Source organism: Streptomyces sp. NPDC096176, from assembly GCF_044763255.1.
GTDB lineage: Bacteria > Actinomycetota > Actinomycetes > Streptomycetales > Streptomycetaceae > Streptomyces.
On record NZ_JBIWFV010000004.1, the window covers coordinates 626,187 to 644,187 of the forward strand.

At 70.7% G+C, this 18,001-nt stretch carries 17 protein-coding genes; 8 read left to right on the forward strand and 9 right to left on the reverse strand.

What is annotated here, in order from left to right; genetic code table 11:
• Positions 1 to 4: 4 nt before the first annotated feature.
• From ACIQ7Q_RS14545 to ACIQ7Q_RS14555, 3 genes are read left to right on the forward strand one after another with little or no spacing between them, the layout of a single operon-like run.
• The gene (locus ACIQ7Q_RS14545; protein WP_403860394.1) at positions 5 to 688 is read left to right on the forward strand and encodes a response regulator; all 684 of its coding nucleotides are present in this window, start codon (positions 5 to 7) and stop codon (positions 686 to 688) included.
• Positions 685 to 2,172: an ATP-binding protein gene (locus tag ACIQ7Q_RS14550; protein WP_403860397.1), complete on the forward strand. Its 1,488-nt coding sequence runs from the start codon at positions 685 to 687 to the stop codon at positions 2,170 to 2,172. Before ACIQ7Q_RS14545 ends, ACIQ7Q_RS14550 begins: the two co-directional genes overlap by 4 nt.
• Complete coding sequence (locus ACIQ7Q_RS14555) at positions 2,169 to 2,819, forward strand: hypothetical protein (RefSeq protein WP_403860400.1); 651 nt, start codon at positions 2,169 to 2,171, stop codon at positions 2,817 to 2,819. The genes ACIQ7Q_RS14550 and ACIQ7Q_RS14555 overlap by 4 nt, the downstream gene beginning before the upstream one ends.
• On the opposite strand, the gene ACIQ7Q_RS14560 is transcribed toward ACIQ7Q_RS14555, so the two are convergent.
• Together ACIQ7Q_RS14560 and ACIQ7Q_RS14565 are read right to left on the reverse strand one after the other, a co-directional pair.
• Positions 2,785 to 3,600: a serine hydrolase domain-containing protein gene (locus tag ACIQ7Q_RS14560; RefSeq protein WP_403860402.1), complete on the reverse strand. Its 816-nt coding sequence runs from the start codon at positions 3,598 to 3,600 to the stop codon at positions 2,785 to 2,787. The two genes, ACIQ7Q_RS14555 and ACIQ7Q_RS14560, sit on opposite strands and share 35 nt — an antisense overlap.
• 158 nt (positions 3,601 to 3,758) lie before the next feature.
• The gene (locus tag ACIQ7Q_RS14565; protein ID WP_403860405.1) at positions 3,759 to 4,223 is read right to left on the reverse strand and encodes a GNAT family N-acetyltransferase; all 465 of its coding nucleotides are present in this window, start codon (positions 4,221 to 4,223) and stop codon (positions 3,759 to 3,761) included.
• A gap of 87 nt (positions 4,224 to 4,310) precedes the next feature.
• Between ACIQ7Q_RS14565 and ACIQ7Q_RS14570 the strand changes: the two genes are divergently transcribed.
• The gene (locus tag ACIQ7Q_RS14570; RefSeq protein WP_403860408.1) at positions 4,311 to 4,766 is read left to right on the forward strand and encodes a MerR family transcriptional regulator; all 456 of its coding nucleotides are present in this window, start codon (positions 4,311 to 4,313) and stop codon (positions 4,764 to 4,766) included.
• 9 nt (positions 4,767 to 4,775) lie between these two features.
• The gene (locus tag ACIQ7Q_RS14575; protein ID WP_403860411.1) at positions 4,776 to 5,789 is read left to right on the forward strand and encodes an aldo/keto reductase; all 1,014 of its coding nucleotides are present in this window, start codon (positions 4,776 to 4,778) and stop codon (positions 5,787 to 5,789) included.
• Between the two features lie 166 nt (positions 5,790 to 5,955).
• Here the strand turns inward: ACIQ7Q_RS14575 and ACIQ7Q_RS14580 are convergent, their stop codons facing one another.
• The 4 genes from ACIQ7Q_RS14580 to ACIQ7Q_RS14595 form a co-directional block, all read right to left on the reverse strand.
• Positions 5,956 to 6,648, reverse strand: a complete 693-nt coding sequence (locus ACIQ7Q_RS14580) for a hypothetical protein (RefSeq protein ID WP_403860414.1) — start codon at positions 6,646 to 6,648, stop codon at positions 5,956 to 5,958.
• A gap of 171 nt (positions 6,649 to 6,819) precedes the next feature.
• Complete coding sequence (locus ACIQ7Q_RS14585; protein WP_403860417.1) at positions 6,820 to 7,686, reverse strand: DUF4429 domain-containing protein; 867 nt, start codon at positions 7,684 to 7,686, stop codon at positions 6,820 to 6,822.
• A gap of 84 nt (positions 7,687 to 7,770) precedes the next feature.
• A complete protein-coding gene (locus ACIQ7Q_RS14590; protein ID WP_403860420.1) occupies positions 7,771 to 8,973 on the reverse strand; it encodes an alpha/beta hydrolase in 1,203 nt (400 codons plus the stop codon).
• 257 nt (positions 8,974 to 9,230) lie between these two features.
• Entirely contained in the window at positions 9,231 to 9,878 is a 648-nt protein-coding gene (locus ACIQ7Q_RS14595; protein WP_403860423.1) for a TetR/AcrR family transcriptional regulator, read from the reverse strand.
• A gap of 115 nt (positions 9,879 to 9,993) precedes the next feature.
• Between ACIQ7Q_RS14595 and ACIQ7Q_RS14600 the strand changes: the two genes are divergently transcribed.
• The gene (locus tag ACIQ7Q_RS14600) at positions 9,994 to 11,607 is read left to right on the forward strand and encodes an MFS transporter (protein WP_403860425.1); all 1,614 of its coding nucleotides are present in this window, start codon (positions 9,994 to 9,996) and stop codon (positions 11,605 to 11,607) included.
• A 150-nt stretch (positions 11,608 to 11,757) separates the two neighbouring features.
• The gene (locus tag ACIQ7Q_RS14605) at positions 11,758 to 12,138 is read left to right on the forward strand and encodes a peptidase inhibitor family I36 protein (RefSeq protein ID WP_403860428.1); all 381 of its coding nucleotides are present in this window, start codon (positions 11,758 to 11,760) and stop codon (positions 12,136 to 12,138) included.
• 444 nt (positions 12,139 to 12,582) lie between these two features.
• Here the strand turns inward: ACIQ7Q_RS14605 and ACIQ7Q_RS14610 are convergent, their stop codons facing one another.
• Complete coding sequence (locus ACIQ7Q_RS14610) at positions 12,583 to 12,777, reverse strand: hypothetical protein (protein ID WP_403860432.1); 195 nt, start codon at positions 12,775 to 12,777, stop codon at positions 12,583 to 12,585.
• 170 nt (positions 12,778 to 12,947) lie between these two features.
• Here ACIQ7Q_RS14610 and ACIQ7Q_RS14615 point away from each other — a divergent pair, with 170 nt between their 5' ends.
• Entirely contained in the window at positions 12,948 to 14,081 is a 1,134-nt protein-coding gene (locus tag ACIQ7Q_RS14615; RefSeq protein ID WP_403860435.1) for a glutathione-independent formaldehyde dehydrogenase, read from the forward strand.
• 240 nt (positions 14,082 to 14,321) lie between these two features.
• Here the strand turns inward: ACIQ7Q_RS14615 and ACIQ7Q_RS14620 are convergent, their stop codons facing one another.
• Both ACIQ7Q_RS14620 and aceE read right to left on the reverse strand, forming a co-directional pair.
• On the reverse strand, positions 14,322 to 15,104 hold the full coding sequence (locus ACIQ7Q_RS14620; protein WP_403860438.1) for a potassium channel family protein: 783 nt from the start codon (positions 15,102 to 15,104) through the stop codon (positions 14,322 to 14,324).
• A 71-nt stretch (positions 15,105 to 15,175) separates the two neighbouring features.
• A complete protein-coding gene (gene aceE / locus ACIQ7Q_RS14625) occupies positions 15,176 to 17,908 on the reverse strand; it encodes a pyruvate dehydrogenase (acetyl-transferring), homodimeric type (protein WP_403860441.1) in 2,733 nt (910 codons plus the stop codon).
• Between the last annotated feature and the right edge of the window lie 93 nt (positions 17,909 to 18,001).

Consider the following 18,001-nt stretch of genomic DNA (forward strand, 5'->3'; position numbering starts at 1 on the left):
GCACATGCCTCGCGTGCTCCTCATCGAAGACGACCCCTCCGTGCGCGAAGGGGTCGAGCTAGGGCTGCGCCGACGCGGCCACGAGGTGCGGACCGCCGCCACCGGTGAGGCCGGGCTCGCCGCGCTCCGCGAGTACCGGCCCGACCTGCTGCTGCTGGACCTGATGCTGCCCGGCATGAACGGAGTGCAGGTCTGCCGCCGGGTGCGGGAGGACAGCCAGCTGCCGATCATCATGCTCACGGCCCGCGGCGACGACTTCGACGTGGTCATCGGCCTCGAGGCGGGCGCCGACGACTACATCGTCAAACCGGCCCGCACCGAGGTCATCGAGGCCCGCATCCGCGCCGTGCTGCGCAGGCTCGAGGTGCCCGGCGCCGGACGGCCCGCCGTCGAGTTCCACGGCGAACTCGCCATCGACCGAGCCGGCCTCGCCGTCGCGAAGAACGGCGAGCGGCTCGCCCTCGCGCCCTCCGAGATGAAACTGCTGCTGCACCTGTCGGCCGCGCCGGAGCAGGTGTTCAGCCGCCAGCAGCTGCTGGAGCACGTGTGGGAGCACAGCTACCACGGCGACGCACGGCTGGTGGACGCCTGCGTACGGCGGCTGCGCAACAAGATCGAGGACACCCCGGGCAGCCCGCGCTACATACAGACCCTGCGGGGCTTCGGCTACCGCTTCGGGCCGCTGTGACGACCGCCCGCGCCCGGCTCCGGCGGGTCACGCCCTTCGGGCTGCGCACCCGCCTGGTGCTCGCGTTCCTGCTGGTGGCCTTCGTCAGTGCCGCGACGACCGCCGCGCTCACCTACCGCGAGGCGCGCAGCGCCGTGCTCGCCAGCGCGCAGGACACCGCCGTCGTCTCCTTCCGTGAGCAGGTCGAGGGGCTCGGCACCGGGCTGCCCGTCGACCCGCAGTCGCTCCGCGAGCTGCTGTTCGTGATAGCGAGCAAGTCAAAGCCCCACCCGTGGGTCGTCTTCGCCGAATACGGCTCGCTGCGTGTCTCCTCCGGTCAGAACCCGACCTCCACCGTCATCACCCCCGAACTGCGCCGCACCGCGCTCACCTCCTCGCACGGCAGCTTCGAACGGGTCGTCCGCGACGGGATCCCGTATCTGACCATCGCCATGCCCGTCGCCGTCAAGACCGGGGACACCACCTCGCTGCCCAGTGGGCTCGTCCTGTTCGCCGTGATGCGGATGACCGACGAAGAGGCCAACGTCGACGCCCTCCTCACCGCCGCCCGCGACGGCGCCCTGCCCGGACTCGCTGTCGCCCTCGTGCCCGCCCTGCTTGCCGCGCGCAGCGTCCTGCGTCCCGTACGCGAACTTCGGGGCGCGGCCCAATCCATGGGCAACGGCAGGTTCGACACCCGGATCAAGGTCCGGGGACGCGACGAACTCGCCGATCTGGCACGGACGTTCAACGAATCGGCGGGCGAACTCGAACGGTCCGTCGACGAACTCCAGCAGGCCGAGGCCCGGGCCCGCCGCTTCGCCTCCGACGTCTCGCACGAACTGCGCACCCCGCTCGCCGGGATGCTCGCCGTCACCGAGGTCCTCGACGAGGACGCGGACGGCCTCGACCCGGACACCGCCCGCGCGGTGCGGCTCATCAGCACCGAGACCGGCAAACTCGCCGACCTCGTCGAGGACCTGATGGAGATCTCGCGCTTCGACGCGCGCGCCGCCGAACTGAACACCGACGAGGTGGACGCCGCGGAGACCGTCCGCAAGACCCTGCACAACCGGCACTGGGACGGCCGCGTCCGCACCGACCTGCCCGACGGCATCCGCGTCCGCCTCGACCCGCGCCGCTTCGACGTCGTTGTCGCCAACCTCGTCGGCAACGCCCTGCGCCACGGGGCCGAGCCCGTCACCGTGCGGATGTCCGTCAGCGTGCGGATGTCCGTCAGCGAGGTCATGCTCGTCACCGAGGTCGCCGACAGCGGGTCCGGCATCCGGCCCGAGGTGCTGCCGCACATCTTCGACCGGTTCTACAAGGCCGACGCCGCCCGTACGCGGTCGGCGGGCAGCGGACTCGGGCTCGCGATCACCCAGGAGAACGTACGACTGCACGGCGGCACCGTCCGGGCCGCCAACGGGCCGCACGGCGGGGCCGTGTTCACGGTCGAGATGCCGCTCATGGGCGTCCCCGACGCCGAGGAGGCGACAGCATGAGAAGGACCCTGCGCACGGCCGCCGTGCTCGCGGCGCTGCTGCCCCTCACCGCGTGCGGCATCGGCATCCAGGAGACGGACGTCATCGAGGCCGGCGGACCTGCGACGATCGACGTGCTGCCCGCGCGCGAGGTGCGGATGCTGCTCTTCTTCCTGTCGCCGGACGGCGTGCTGTCACCCGTGCCGCGCATCGTCGAGAACGAGGGCGGCGCATTCGACAGCGGCCTCGGCGGCGGATACACCCGGTCAGAGGCGGCCGTACCGGTCCGCCCGGCGACCGAGAAGGTCGTCGCCGCGCTGCTGGCCGGCCCCAACGAGGCCGAACGGCGGGCCGGGCTGCGCAACGCGGCCGGGATGCCCGCGCCGACCGTCATGAAGAAGATCACCGTGTCCGGAGGCGTCGCGGAGGCCTTCGTGCCGGCCCGACTGGCCGGTATGCCCGACCTCGCGAAACGTCAGCTCGTCTGCACGATCGCGTACGCCGAGAGCGCGCAGGGCACCATCCAGGTCAGGCTCACGGGCGTGGACGGCGCCCTCACACCGGCGTACTGCGACGCCCGGTCCGCCGCGGCGCCGACGACCACGGCCGACCAGGTCGTCCCGCCGCCGGCGGTCAGCCCCGCAGCTGGGACAACACCGAGTCAGTGAACGGCGGCCACGCCTCGACCGCCCACGGCCCGAAATCCCGGTCGGTCAGCGCCACGCACGCCGCCCGGGCGTCCGGGTCGATCCACAGGAACGTGCCGGACTGGCCGAAGTGGCCGAAGGTGCGCGGCGAGGACGAAGAACCCGTCCAGTGCGGGGACTTGGCGTCGCGGATCTCGAAACCGAGACCCCAGTCGTTCGGCTTCTGGTTCCCGTAGCCCGGCAGTATCCCGGACAGCCCCGGGTGCACGATGGACATGGCCTCGAGGACCGTACGGGCGTCCAGCAGCCGCGGCGCCTGCACCTCGGCCGCGAACCGCACCAGGTCGTCGACGGTGGAGACGCCGTCCTTGGCGGGGGAGCCGTCGAGGGTCGTCGCCGTCATACCGAGCGGCTCCAGCACGGCCTGGCGGAGGTAGTCGGAGAAGGGGATGTCGGTCGCCTTGGCGATGTGGTCACCGAGCACCTCGAAGCCCGCGTTCGAGTACAGCCGGCGGGTGCCGGGCGCGGCCACGGCGCGGTGCTCGTCGAAGGCGAGACCGGAAGTGTGGGCGAGCAGATGCCGGACCGTGGAGCCCTCGGGGCCGGCCGGCTCGTCGAGCTCGATCGCCCCCTCCTCGTACGCGACGAGCGCCGCGTAGGCCGCGAGCGGCTTGGTGACGGAGGCGAGGGGGAAGCGGTGGCCGGTCGGACCGTACGAGCCGGCGACCGTGCCGTCCGCTCGTACGACGGCGGCCGCCGCGGTCGGTACCGGCCAGTTCTCGATCATCGCCAGGCTCTGCATGCGTACGAGCCTAAACGGTAGGGGAGAGTGCCAGGGCCTCTCGTTCGGACCATGCCGGGCTCGCGGGTCCCGGCACGCACGCTCGCTGATCCGGCCTGATCTCAACGAAAGACCCTGGAGGCTGAGCAGCATCGCCGGGTCCGGGGTGCGGGAAAGCGTCAGAGGCTGAGCCGCATCGCCGGGTCCGGGGTGCGGACGAATCCCAGCGAGGTGTACAGCGATTCCCCCTCCGAGGAGGTCCGCAGGTCGACCTTGCGGACGCCCCGCTCGCGGAACCAGTCGAGCAGCCCCTCCAGGCACCCCCGCGAGTACCCGCGGCGGCGCATGTCCCGGTCCGTGGCGACGCTGAAGACGTAGCCGCAGGCGCCGTCCGGGGAGCCCGGCCCGCTGAGCCGGTACTCGACGGTGCCCACCGCGCATGCCGCGAGCCCGCCGCCGGGCCGGTCGACGACATAGGCGGTGAGCGTGCTGTCGGGGTCGGCGAGCCGGTCGCGCAGCGTTGCCACCGCCGCCGGCTGCCAACTGACGTCGGGGTCCGACCCGGTGATCGAGTCCAGCATGACCTTGCGCAGGCGGACGAGCTCCTCGGCATCTGCGGGCACGGCGCGGCGGGGAGCAGTCATGGTGGAGCAGGCTGATTCGGACCGCGTCGAGAACGCCACCCGATTCTGCTTGCTTGGAGTGCACTTTAAGGTTTTAGCGTTGAGGTCATGACGGTGATCGAGAGCACCCCGGCACGGACCGATCTCTGCGCGGCAGCACCTCGCGCCCACCCACGTCCCGACGGACAGGACCGCTACACGATCAGCGAGGTCGCCGCCTTCACCGGACTCACCGCGCACACCCTGCGCTGGTACGAACGCATCGGACTGATGCCGCACATCGACCGATCGCACACCGGCCAACGGCGGTTCAGCAACCGCGACCTGGACTGGCTCGCCTTCGTCGGCAAACTGCGGCTGACCGGGATGCCCGTCGCCGACATGGTCACGTACGCCGAGATGGTCCGGGAGGGCGAGTCCACCTTCGAGGCGCGCGCGGAACTGCTGCAGCGCACCCGCCGCGACGTCCTCGAGCGGATCGCCGAACTCCAGGACACGCTGGCCGTACTGGACCACAAGATCGAGTTCTACGCGGACGCCCGCACGGCGTCGGAGAGGGTCTGACCCCCAGTGATGAGCAACAGCAAGATCCCACAGGCACGTCTCGGCACGGGCGGACCGCTCGTAGGAGTCCAGGGCCTGGGCTGCATGGGCATGAGCGAGTTCTACGGCGACACCGACGAGGCCGCGGCCAGGGACACCCTCGAGGTCGCGCTCGCCGAAGGCGTCACGCTCTTCGACACGGCGGACGTCTACGGGCGCGGCGCCAACGAGGAGTTCGTCGCGCCGTTCGTCGCCGCCCACCGTGACGAGATCACGCTCGCCACGAAGTTCGCCATAGTGCGCAGCGACGACCCCCACTACCGGGCGGTGCGCAACGACGCCGCGTACATCCGCACGGCGGTCGAGGCGAGTCTGCGCCGGCTCGGCGTCGACGTGATCGACCTCTACTACATGCACCGGCGCGACCCGGCCGTGCCGCTCGCCGAGTCCGTCGGCGCGATGGCGGAGCTGGTCGAACGCGGCCTCGTCAAGCACCTGGGGCTGAGCGAGGTCACCGGCACGGAACTGCGCGAAGCGCACGCCGTGCACCCGATCGCGGCCCTTCAGTCGGAGTGGTCCCTGTTCAGCCGGGACGTCGAACGCAGCGCGGTCGGCGCGGCGGCCGAACTCGGTGTCGCGCTGGTGCCGTACTCGCCGCTGGGCCGGGGCTTCCTCACGGGCGCGTTCACGGACGCGGGCAAGGACCTGACGCAGAACGACTTCCGCCGCCACCAGCCGCGCTTCACCGGCGAGAACGCCCGGACGAACGCGGCGCTGCTGGAGCCCGTCCACAAGATCGCGGCGGCGCACGGCGTGAGCGCGGCGCAGGTGGCGCTGGCGTGGGTGCAACAGCGGGCGGACGTACACGGCCTGACGGTCGTTCCGATCCCGGGGACGCGGAAGGCCGCGCGGCTGCGGGAGAACGTGGCGGCGACGCGGGTCGTCCTGACGGAGGAGGAGCTGGCGGTGCTGGAGCCGATCGGCGGGCGGGTGGCGGGGGACCGGTATCCGGACATGTCGTCGACGTCGACGGTGCGCGAGTAGCGCGTGGCCGGGGGGCGGGGGGCGTTGCTCGGCCGGGGGCGCTGCCCCCGGGTGCCCTGCGCCTCAATCGCCGGCGGGGCTTGAGTTGCCCTCGTCCGGCGGGGCTGGAAGTGGTCGGTCTTGTCGGGGCGCTGCCCCGAACCCCGCGTCCGGGAGAGATGGGCGCTCATGCCCATCCCACCGCGTACAACGTGAACGCCGCCGCCAGCACGCCCGCTCCCACTCGGACCGCTCGGCCGGCCCTTCGGGGCCATGGTGACTCCAGTAGTCGGGCGTAGCGGCCGAGCAGTACGAGGAGGGCGGCGAAGAGCGGGAGCCAGGCCGTCCTGCACAGGATCCAGTCCAGGGTGTCGGGCGGCGTGGTGAGGCCCGGGACCGCACCGGCGAAGGACGCCGGGACGGCGGCCGCCAGCATCGCCGTCTGGTGCCAGCACAGGATCGTCATCGCCGACAGGTTGACCACGACGACCGGGGTCCACGGCCATGACCTGCCGGCTGTGCCGGCGCCCATCAGGGCGAAGCCGCCTGCGACGTCCGCGGCGAGGACGATCCACCAGGCCTGCAGCGGCCGTGTCACGGCGAGCAGCAGCGGCGCGGTCTGCGCGGTGGCGAGAGCGCCGGCGACGGCGCCGCCCAACCGGTAGTCCTGGGTCAGCACGGACGCCGTGACGGGCAGCAGCGTGACGACGAACACGAACACGACCGCGTACGGCATCAGCCTCAACCACCGGGCCCCGGCCTCGCCGAAGAGGGGCGCGGTGGACGCGGAAGGCGTCCCGAGCTCGGCGACGACCAGCCGCCCGCTGCGCCGTGCGGCGTCCAGGGCGCGGGAGCGGAGGGGGGTGGGTGACTGCGGCATGACTGCTTCAGGGTAGGCGGGGGCGCGGGGCCGCGCGTCGTACTCCGGGGGTCGTCGCACGTCATACCGTGGTCCGACATCACATCCGGGGGCGTCGGCCCCGGTGCTGCGAGGTCGGCTCGTCCGGCGGCGGGAAGGGGCGTCACGGGGAGGTGGCCCCGCCCCACCCCCTCACAGCTCCGCCAGCAACTCCGCCTTCTTCTTGGTGAATTCCTCGTCCGTCACCAGCCCGGCCAGGTGCAGATCCCCCAAGTGCCGTATCCGGTCCGCGATGTCCGCCGGGTCGCGGCGGGCCGACGGGGCCGTGAGGGCAGGGGCGGGGGTCTGGGTCCGGCTGCGGACGGACTCGAGCACCGCCGCCGCGAACGGCAGCGACTCGTGCACCGGCCCGTACCCGAGTCCGAAGACGACCGCGGCCGGGTCCTGGTCCGCCTGGCCGGCGTCCTGCGTGCCGTCCGCGCCTCGGCGCAGCAGTCGCAAGTACCCCTCGAAGACCTCGGGCGAGCGCCATTCGACGCCGCTCAACTCCGACACCGGGAAACTCTGGTCGCCGGCCTTCCACTTGGCGGACGAGGCCCCCGTCCAGAACCAGCGGAACGCCACGTTCGCGCCGTCGAAGGACGCCTTGCCGTCATACGCCTTGAAGCCCAGCGGGGCCTGTGGCGCGCTGACCAGATAGCGGTCGGAGGGCTGGTCGGCGTCCGGTTGCAGCACGGCGCGCAGTTCGTCGACGTAGTACTCGGCGAGCGTCTCGCGCTCCGCCGGCAGCACCAGCCGGTACGGGTCGCACCCTTCCTTGAGTTGCCCGGCGGCCGCCTCCATCAGCGGATCCGCGCCGGGTCTGGGGACAGCGTGCAGCACCACCGTGCCGCGCTTGCCCGGGGAGAGCGTCACCGATGCCAACGCCTCGTGCGGAATGCGGCGTTCGCGCAACGAGGACAGGAGCTTCGGCGTGCGGATCCCCCGTTCGAAGCGGATGAGCACGGAGTCGGTGTCGAACTCCCAGGTGGCTTGAATTCCGGCCAGCACATCACCCATGTGCCTCATCGTATGCGGCTCGCGCCCACACGTCGCCCCTCGGCGGCAACCCCTTTTCGGCGCGATCTACGCGCGTCCGCCCGCTCAGGCACCGGAAATACCACTGCGGCACGTGTCACCGTCGCCTGCGCAGCTCAGGTTGGCGTAGGCGCCCACGCCTATGTGGGCGAAGTTGCGGACGCTTTCGGTTCCCGGCTCGAAATAGCCGGTATGGCCGACGGCGCCCGCCGCCGACAGGACTCGCGCGCCGAACGCGGGAGTCACCGGGTCCTCGCCGTGGCCGAGCCCGCCGACTTCCATGTGGGGGACGTCCTCGATCCAGTCGTCGGCGTCGCGCATCGCCCATACCCGCGCGCTGGAGTGCAGGTCGGCGACGTTCTCGGCCCGCATGCCGGGGCTGCCGGCCACGGCGACGTCGGCGACGCGCGCGGGCAGTTGGCGGGCGGCGACCCCGCACACCACGGAGCCGTAGCTGTGGCAGAACAGCGAAACCTTGGACCGACCGGGCAGCGCGTCGGTCAACGAGACCAACCGCACGGCCCCGTTCGCGGCGAGCCGCCCGATGGCGGACTCCATCCCGACCCCGACCGGAGTCGTGTAGTCGGCCCAGGCGATGACGGCCGTACGGAGACGGGGCGCGGCGGCCCGCTGCGCTGCGTACAGGGACTGGGCCATGCCGACCGGCGCGCTGTACTTGCGGGCGGTCCTTTGGAAGGTCAGCAGATTGGTGTCGACCCCGGGCACGATCACCGAGACCCGCTGCGCCTTGTCGAGGTCGCCGAAGACCTCGGCCACCCGTCCCGAGCCGGACGGGTCGAAGGCGAGGATCTGCCGTTCGGGACTCATGAGCGCCTCGAACCGGTGCATCCGCCGCACGGCCTGGTGGTGGCCTGCCGCCGTCAGGCCGGCGTCCGCCACCCGCTTGCGCTCATGGGCGAGGGACGCGGACAGCGCCTTGCGGTTGGCGCTGTAGCGCAGTGCGACGGGCGCGCCGTTGAGGTTGCCGACGACGTGCGGGTACTCGTCGGCGATACGGGCGCTGCGGGCGCTGCCGAGCGACTCGAAGAAGGCGGCGAGGCGGTGCGGCGGCGTGTCGAGGCCGGGCAGCTCGCGTGCGCCGATCCGGGCCTGGTTCCAGCCCGCCAGCTCGGCGGCGAGGGCGTCGCGAGGCCCGCGCTCGTGTCGTACCGCGGTCCAGCCGGTGGCTGTCAGCATCACGAACACCACTGCGAGGGCCAGTAGGGCGCGCCAAACGGTCGGGGTGGGGGAGGGGTCGAAGGAAGTCACTGCGGGACACCCTAGGAGAAGGGTGCGGGGCCACGCGAAGAGCGTGAGGCAGATCACGTGTCGGAAGAGGAATTGGCGGGGAGGAGGGTGACGTTCAGTGCGCCCGAGGCGCACGCTCCGGCGCATCCGCCCTGCGTGCGGCCCTCGTTGGCACCTTGGCGACCGTGGCGGGGGTCACATCGGCGCGCACGGTGGCGACAGTCCGACGCGCCGGGGGGCGTGCGGCCCCCTTGCGCGATACGCCGGGTTCCGGTGCGTCAGGACCCGTCCGGTGTACGCCAGCTCTGCGCGAGCGCCGGTCCTATCTGGTCGAGGTACGTCTCCGTGAGCGAGCGGATCGCCTCCAGGGTGGGGTCCCCGCTCTGCCCCCACAGCCGCCCTGTGACTCGCATCACCCCGCTGAACGCCGCCACCACGACCCGTGGCCTGGGATCGGTGTCGACGTCGAGTCCCTCACGGTCGGCGATGAGCCGGGCCAGCGCCTCCTCCATCTCCGTGGAGCGGCGCATATGGGCGGCGAGCAGCGCGGGAGTCGACTCGATCATCTGGAAGCTGCGCATGTGGAGATCGACCGGGACGATCTCCTCGACGGCCTCCCCGATGGAGTCCCAGGACGCGAACACCGCGTTGCGCAGCGCGTCGAAGGGCCCTTCCTGTGTGGGCCGGCGGCGCAGGGCCGCGACGTAGTGCGACTCCATGATCTCCTGGACGGCGAGGGCGACCTCCTCCTTGGAGGCGAAGTACCGGAAGAAGGTGCGCTGGGAGACCTCGACCGCGTCGGCGATCTCGTCGACCGTCGTCCGTTCGTACCCCTGGGTGGTGAACAACTCGAGGGCGACGCGCACCAGCGCATCGCGGGTGCGCTGCTTCTTGCGGGCACGCAGTCCGGTCGGTTCGACCGTCACGTCATCGTCCTCATTTCCACGCTCTGACCTGCTCAGATTATCGCCTGGGCAACTGTCAGTCAGCGACTAGTGAACCCGTTTGTCAATTGTCAGTCGCTGACATTAATCTCATTGCATGACTAGTCAGACCACCGTCCAAAAGGCGCCGAGAGATCCCCAGGACTCCGCTCCGGCACCGGTCAAGGGGCTTCGCGGCCACCCCTGGCTGACCCTGTTCTCCGTGGCCATCGGCGTGATGATGGTCGCGCTGGACGGCACGATCGTCGCGATCGCCAACCCCGCGATCCAGAAGGACCTCGGTGCGTCGCTCTCCGAGGTCCAGTGGATCACCAACGGCTATCTGCTCGCCCTCGCCGTCTCGCTGATCACGGCGGGCAAGCTCGGTGACCGCTTCGGGCACCGACAGACCTTCCTGATCGGTATCGCCGGCTTCGCCGCCGCGTCCGCGGCCATCGGTCTGGCCGACTCCATCGCCCTCGTCATCGTCTTCCGCGTGCTCCAGGGCCTTTTCGGCGCTCTGCTCATGCCGGCCGCGCTCGGCCTGCTGCGCGCCACCTTCCCCGCCGAGAAGCTGAACATGGCGATCGGCATCTGGGGCATGGTCATCGGCGCCTCCACGGCGGGCGGCCCGATCCTCGGCGGTGTGCTGGTCGAGCACGTCAGCTGGCAGTCGGTGTTCTTCATCAACGTGCCGGTCGGTGTCGTCGCGCTCGTCTTCGGCCTGCTGATCCTCAAGGACCACCGAGCGGAGAACGCGCCGCGCTCGTTCGACATCCCGGGCATCGTCCTGCTGTCGGCCGCGATGGGTGCGCTGGTCTACGGCCTCATCAAGGCGGGGGAGTCCTGGGGCTGGGGCGGCTTCAACACCTGGATGTGCCTGGGCGGCGCGATCGTCCTCTTCGCCCTGTTCGCCTTCTGGGAGACGCGCGTCAAGGAACCGCTCATCCCGCTCGGCATGTTCCGCTCGATCCCGCTCTCCGCCGGCGCCGTGCTGATGGTGCTGATGGCGTTCGCCTTCATGGGCGGGCTGTTCTTCGTGACGTTCTTCCTGCAGGGCGTCCAGGGCCTCAGCCCCGTGGACAGCGGACTGCGGCTGCTGCCGCTGACCGCCATGATGATCGTCTCATCGCCGCTGGCGGGTGTGCTGATCACCAAGTTCGGACCGCGCGTGCCGCTCGTCGGCGGCATGGTCTGCACCGCGGTCGCGATGTTCGGGATGACCACCCTCACCGAGAGCACGAGCACGCTCACCGTCTCTCTGTGGTTCGGCCTCCTCGGACTCGGCCTCGCCCCGGTCATGGTCGGCGCCACCGAGGTCATCGTCGGCAACGCCCCGCTGGAGCTCTCCGGCGTGGCAGGCGGCCTCCAGCAGGCCGCGATGCAGGTCGGCGGCGCGCTCGGCACGGCCGTGCTCGGCGCGGTGATGTCCTCCAAGGTCAGCGCCGAGTTCTCGGACAACTGGCAGGCCGCGGGCATCCCGGTTCCGCCGGACCCGAGGCTCGAGGAGGCCGCCGAGTTCGGCGCCGTTCCCGAGGAGCTCGCCAAGGCCCCCGGCATGACCCCGGACCTCGCCACCAAGATCGGTGACGTCATCCACGACACGTTCATGTCCGGCATGGGCCTGGCCTTCACCGTCGCGGGCGTCGTGGCGGGCGTCGCCGCCCTGGTCGCGATGCTGACCAAGCGCGGCGACAACGCGGAGGCCGGTGCGGGCGCGGCCCACATCTGACGTCGACCGCATGACTGCGACAGCCCCGCCGGGCGCTCCCGGCGGGGCTGTCCCCCATCCGGATGATCTTCGCCCGCCGGTCTTCCGGACGTCCGTCGCGTCAGGTCAGGCTGCGGTCGATCCATCAGTCACCGCACGGGGTTGATCCATATGCGCACGACATCTCTCGCCGTCGCCCTGGCCGCGACCGCACTCGTACCACTGCTGCTCCACCCGCCGCAGACCTCCCACGCCGCGCCGGCGCCCCTGCTCGGGGCGTGCGCGGCCGGCGAGCTGTGCCTGTGGGCGGAGAACGACTTCCGGGGCGCACGCAGCACCCATGAGCTCGCCGGCACCGACATCGAGAGCTGTGTCCGCCTGGCGGCGGGCACCTCGGCGCAGGCGCTCGCCAACCGCACCGGCCGGCCCGTCACCACGTACCAGTCGGTGGAGTGCGCGGAGACGGGCGAGTTCGAGACCTACCCCGGCAGCGGCACCTGGGTGCCCAGGTCCCCGTACCGGGTGAGGGCCTTCAAGGTCTGGGAGAGCTGAGGGCCGGGAGAGCCGGCGTCCTGCGCCGGCTCCGCGGGCACGGGCGCGGGAGCCCCCGTCCCCGACAGCCGGGCCGCCTCCGCCCGCAGCGTCCGCACCTCCACGGTCAGGGCCGCAAGCAGCGGCGTCTGCCGCCGCCCCTCGGAGTCGTCCCGTCGAAGCGGGAGATGAACCACGCGGTGATGGAGCGCATCGCGATGCGCGCAGGGCGACGGACCACCGCCGACGGCGGCTTCTGCCCCGGCGCGGCTGCCGCGGCGGGACGGTGTCCGACGTCGTTCTGGAGTACTGGCTCGACAGCACGACGGGCGATCCCCGGCGGATCGTTTCCGGTGAGGGGGTTGCGGGCGCTTCCGCGGCGCCGAGGCACGAGGGTTCCGCCGTCATCCCGCGCCGGGGTACCCGGCCACCGGCGGGGCAGCGGCCCGTGCCCGTAGGCCGCCGTCAGCGGTCGGTGGCGAGATCCTCGCGGAGGCCGTCGGAGAACTCCCACCACGACAGCGGCAGCCAGTCACCGTCGACGAATGCGTCGACAGTCGCGCCACGCCCGCGCACAGTCACCGTGGTGCCGGGGGGGTACGTCGTGCCGGACAGTCCGGGTACGGGGACGAGCAGGGTCCCGAGCCTTTGTGCTGCCATTTCCTTTACCCTCCCTTTTCATTCAGCGGCGCCATATCCGGGCGGATATTCCTGTCGAGGCTACCGGCTTGTTCGTCGGCGTAGGCCGGAGAATCATGAGAGGTGGGTCACGCGTACAGCGGGACGGGGGCGGAAACCCCAGCGGGCATCGCCGACCGGAGGTGGCAGCCATGAAGGCCGTCGTGTACAAGGGACCGTTCACCGTGGCGGTCGAAGACGTCGAGAAGCCAAGGATCCAGCACCCCAACGACGTGGTCGTACGGGTCAGCTCGACAGCGATCTGCGGCTCCGACCTGCACATGTACGAAGGGCGTACCGCGGCCGAGCCCGGCATAGTCTTCGGCCACGAGAACATGGGTGTCGTCGAGGACGTCGGCCAGGGCGTGACCTCGCTCAAGGAGGGCGACCGTGTGGTCATGCCCTTCAACGTCGCCTGCGGATTCTGCGTCAATTGCGTCGAGGGTTACACCGGATTCTGTCAGACCGTCAATCCCGGTTTTGCGGGCGGCGCTTACGGCTACGTCGCCATGGGGCCATGGCCGGGAGGGCAGGCGGAATACCTGCGTGTTCCCTATGCCGACTTCAACTGCCTGAAGCTACCGGCAGGAAAGGAAAACGAAACCGATTTCATCCTGCTCGCCGACATCTTCCCCACCGGGTACCACGGCTGTGAACTCGCGCAGGTTCGCCCGGGCGAGAGTGTCGCCGTGTACGGAGGCGGGCCGGTCGGGCTCATGGCCGCCTACTCGGCCCTGCTCCGCGGCGCGAAGAAGGTGTTCGTCGTGGACCGGGTTCCCGAGCGGCTGGAGAAGGCACGGGAGATCGGCGCTGTTCCCATCAACTTCGCCGAGGGCGACCCCGTGGAGCAGATCAAGGAGCAGACCGACGGCGTCGGCACGGACAAGGGAGTCGACGCTGTCGGCTATCAGGCGATGGCGCACGGCACCGATCGCGAGGAACCGGCGACGGTTCTGAACTCGCTCGTCGGCACGGTTCGGCCCACTGGAGCACTCGGCGTGCCCGGACTCTACGTCCCCTCCGACCCGGGGGGCCCCGACGAGCAGGCCAAGCACGGCATGCTCCTCGTCGCGATCGGCAAGCTCTTCGAGAAGGGCCTGCGGATGGGTACGGGACAGTGCAACGTGAAGCGCTACAACCGGTACCTGCGCGACATGATCATCGAGGGCCGGGCGAAGCCGAGCTTCGTCGTCTCGCATGAACTGCCCTTGGGGCAGGCGCCGTCCGCGTACGACAAGTTCGACAAGCGGATCGAGGGCTACACGAAGGTGGTGCTGCACCCGTAGAACACATGCGGCCGGGTCGGCTCCGGAAACGGAACCGACCCGGCCGCAGTGCGTCGACGGGAAGGTGTTCCATCCGCTCGACGAGAGCCGGCGCACCCTCCCGCCGACCTGCTCCACGACGCGGATCCTCGATGTCGAGCCGGCGGCGCGGCGGTGGTCCGGCGGTGGTCGCCCTGACGGGCTGAGCAGCAGCCGGCCCAGGTCCCCGTACCGGGTGAGGGCCCTCAGGGTCTGGGTGAGCTAAGGGCTGGGAGAGCCGGCGTCCTGCGCCGGCACCTCGGGGACGGGCGCGGGAGCCCCCGTGCCCGACAGCCGGGCCACCTCCGCCCGCAGCGTCCGCACCTCCACGGTCAGAGCCTCAAGCAGCGCCGTCTGCCGCCGCTCCTCGGCGTCGTCCCGTTCGAAGCGGGAGATGAACCACGCCGCGATGTTGGCCGTCACGACACCGAGCAGCGCGATCCCGGAGATCATCAGCCCGACCGCGAGCAGCCGCCCGAGGCCCGTCGTCGGCGCGTGGTCGCCGTAGCCGACCGTCGTCATCGTGGTGAAGGACCACCACACCGCGTCGCCCAGCGTCTTTATGTTCCCGTCGGGTGCGTCCCGCTCCACGTGCAGCACCGCCAGCGAGCCGAACATCATCAGCCCCACCACCGATCCGCCGACGTAGGTCGTCAGCGTGATCTGCGGCGCCATCCTGGCCCGCCGGCCCACCAGCATCAGCGTGGACACCAGCCGCAGCAGCCGCAGCGGCTGTACCAAGGGCAGCAGCACCGCCAGCAGGTCCAGCGGGTGGCTGCGCACGAACAGCCACTTGCCGGGCGCCAACGCCAGCCGTACGAGATAGTCCGCGGCGAACGTCCCCCACACCACCCACTCCGCCCCCTGGCACGCGGTGTGCACCGCGCCAGGGGCGCCCGGCGCGACGATCGGGACCGCGTAGGCGACAGCGAAGACGAGAGCCAGCGCCAGCAGGGGCGACTGCATGCGCTGTTCCCAGCGGACCTGGGCGGTTTGCTGCTTCATGCCAGGCATCGTAGGGAAACGGCACGGCGGCGGACCCCCGCGGGTCCGCCGCCGTTCACCGGGCTGTGATGCTATGCGTCGCCGCCGGCCGGGCCCGGGTCCGCCGACGCCACGTCGAGCAGCTGGTAGCGGTCCACCGCCTGCTTGAGCACACTGCGGTCGACCTTCCCCTCGCGCGCCAGCTCGGTGAGCACCGCCAGCACGATCGACTGGGCGTCGATGTGGAAGAAACGGCGGGCTGCGCCGCGGGTGTCCGCGAAGCCGAAGCCGTCCGCGCCCAGCGACTGGTAGGTGCCGGGCACCCAGCGGGAGATCTGATCGGGCACCGAACGCATCCAGTCGGAGACCGCGACGAACGGGCCCTGCGACCCGGACAGCTTGCGTGTCACGTACGGCACGCGCTGCTCCTCCTCGGGGTGCAGCAGATTGTGCCGCTCCACCTCGACCGCCTCGCGGCGCAGCTCGTTCCACGACGTCGCGGACCACACGTCGGCGCGCACGTTCCAGTCCTCAGCGAGGATCCGCTGTGCCTCGACGGCCCACGGCACGGCCACGCCCGACGCCATGATCTGCGCCGGGATGGCGCCCTGCTCGCCCTGCTTGAAGCGGTAAATGCCCCGCAGGATGCCCTCGGCGTCCACGTCGGCCGGCTCCGCGGGGTGCTGGATCGGCTCGTTGTAGACGGTGAGGTAGTAGAAGACGTCCTCGGCCTCGGGGCCGTACATCCGGCGCAGACCGTCCTTGACGATGTGCGCGATCTCGAAGCCGAACGCCGGGTCGTAGGCGACACAGGCCGGGTTCGTCGAGGCCAGCAGCTGCGAGTGGCCGTCCGCGTGCTGCAGGCCCTCGCCGGTCAGCGTCGTACGGCCGGCGGTCGCGCCGAGCACGAAGCCGCGCGCCAGCTGGTCGGCCATCTGCCAGAACTGGTCGCCGGTCCGCTGGAAGCCGAACATCGAGTAGAAGACGTACACCGGGATCAGCGGCTCGCCGTGCGTGGCGTACGCGGAACCCGCGGCGATCAGCGAGGCCGTGCAGCCGGCCTCCGAGATGCCGTCGTGCAGCATCTGACCGGTCGGCGACTCCTTGTACGCGAGCAGCAGGTCGCGGTCCACGGCCTCGTACTGCTGCCCCAGCGGGTTGTAGATCTTCGCACTCGGGAAGAACGAGTCCATACCGAAGGTGCGGTACTCGTCGGGCGCGATCAGCACGAACCGCTTGCCGATCTCCTTGTCCCGCATGAGGTCCTTCAGCAGCCGGACGAACGCCATGGTGGTGGCGATCGACTGCTGTCCCGAACCCTTCTTCACAGCCGCGTACGTCTTTTCGTCGGGGAGCTCCAGCGGCTCCGCCCGCACGATCCGGGTCGGCACATAACCGCCGCAGGCCTTGCGGTGGTCGTGCATGTACTGGATCTCTTCGGAGTCGCGGCCCGGGTGGTAGTACGGCGGAGCCCCGGACTCGAGCTGCTGGTCCGTGATCGGGATGTGCAGCCGGTCGCGGAAGCGCTTCAGGTCGTCGACCGTCAGCTTCTTCATCTGGTGCGTGGCGTTGCGGCCCTCGAAGTTCGGGCCCAGCGTCCAGCCCTTGATCGTCTGCGCGAGGATCACCGTCGGCTGGCCCTTGTGTGCCTTGGCCGCCGTGTAGGCCGCGAAGACCTTGCGGTGGTCGTGACCGCCGCGGCCCAGGTGCAGGATCTGCTCGTCGGTCATGTTCTCGACCATGGCGCGCAGCCGCTGGTCGCCGCCGAAGAAGTGCTGTCGGATGTACGCACCGGTCTCCGTGGCGTACGTCTGGAACTGCCCGTCGGGCGTGGTGTTCAGCTTGTTGACCAGCACCCCGTCGCGGTCCTGGGCGAGCAGCGGGTCCCAGGAGCGGTCCCACACCAGCTTGATGACGTTCCAGCCGGCGCCGCGGAACTGCGACTCCAGCTCCTGGATGATCTTTCCGTTGCCGCGGACCGGGCCGTCGAGGCGCTGCAGGTTGCAGTTGACCACGAAGGTCAGGTTGTCCAGGCCCTCTCGCGCGGCGATGGACAGCTGACCGAGCGACTCCGGCTCGTCCATCTCGCCGTCACCCAGGTAGGCCCACACATGCGACTCGGAGGTGTCCGCGATGCCGCGCGCCTCCATGTAGCGGTTCATGCGCGCCTGGTAGATCGCGCCCAGCGGGCCGAGGCCCATGGAGACCGTCGGGAACTCCCAGAAGTCCGGCATCGACCGCGGGTGCGGGTAGCTGGACAGCCCGTACGGCTCCTTCGACTTCTCCTGGCGGAAGCCGTCCAGCTGCTGCTCGCTCAGCCGGTCCAGCAGAAAGGCGCGGGCGTAGATGCCGGGGGAGGCGTGCCCCTGGAAGAAGATCTGGTCGCCCCCCTTGCCGTCGTCCTTGCCGCGGAAGAAGTGGTTGAAGCCCACGTCGTAGAGCGAGGCCGAGGAGGCGAAGGTGGCGATGTGGCCGCCGACGCCGATGCCGGGGCGCTGCGCCCGGGAGACCATCACCGCGGCGTTCCACCGGGTCGCGTTGAGGATCCTGCGCTCGATCTCCTCGTTGCCGGGGAAGAACGGCTCGTCCTTGGTCGCGATGGTGTTGACGTAGTCCGTGCTGCGCATCTCGGGCACGGCCACGCGCTTCTCGCGCGCCCGCTCGATCAGGCGCAGCATGAGATAGCGGGCCCGCTCCCGGCCCCGCTCGTCGACGGCGGCGTCGAGGGAGTCCAGCCACTCCTGGGTCTCCTCGGGATCGAAGTCCGGGACCTGGCTGGGAAGGCCGCCAATGATGATCGGCTTGCGATCGGATCCGGAAGCCACGCTGTTCCTTCGCTGTTCGGGGGTACTGGGTCGGCAAAGCTGTCGCACCGCCTCCCATCGTGTACCGCGGGAGGGCCTACGTCATCTCTACTG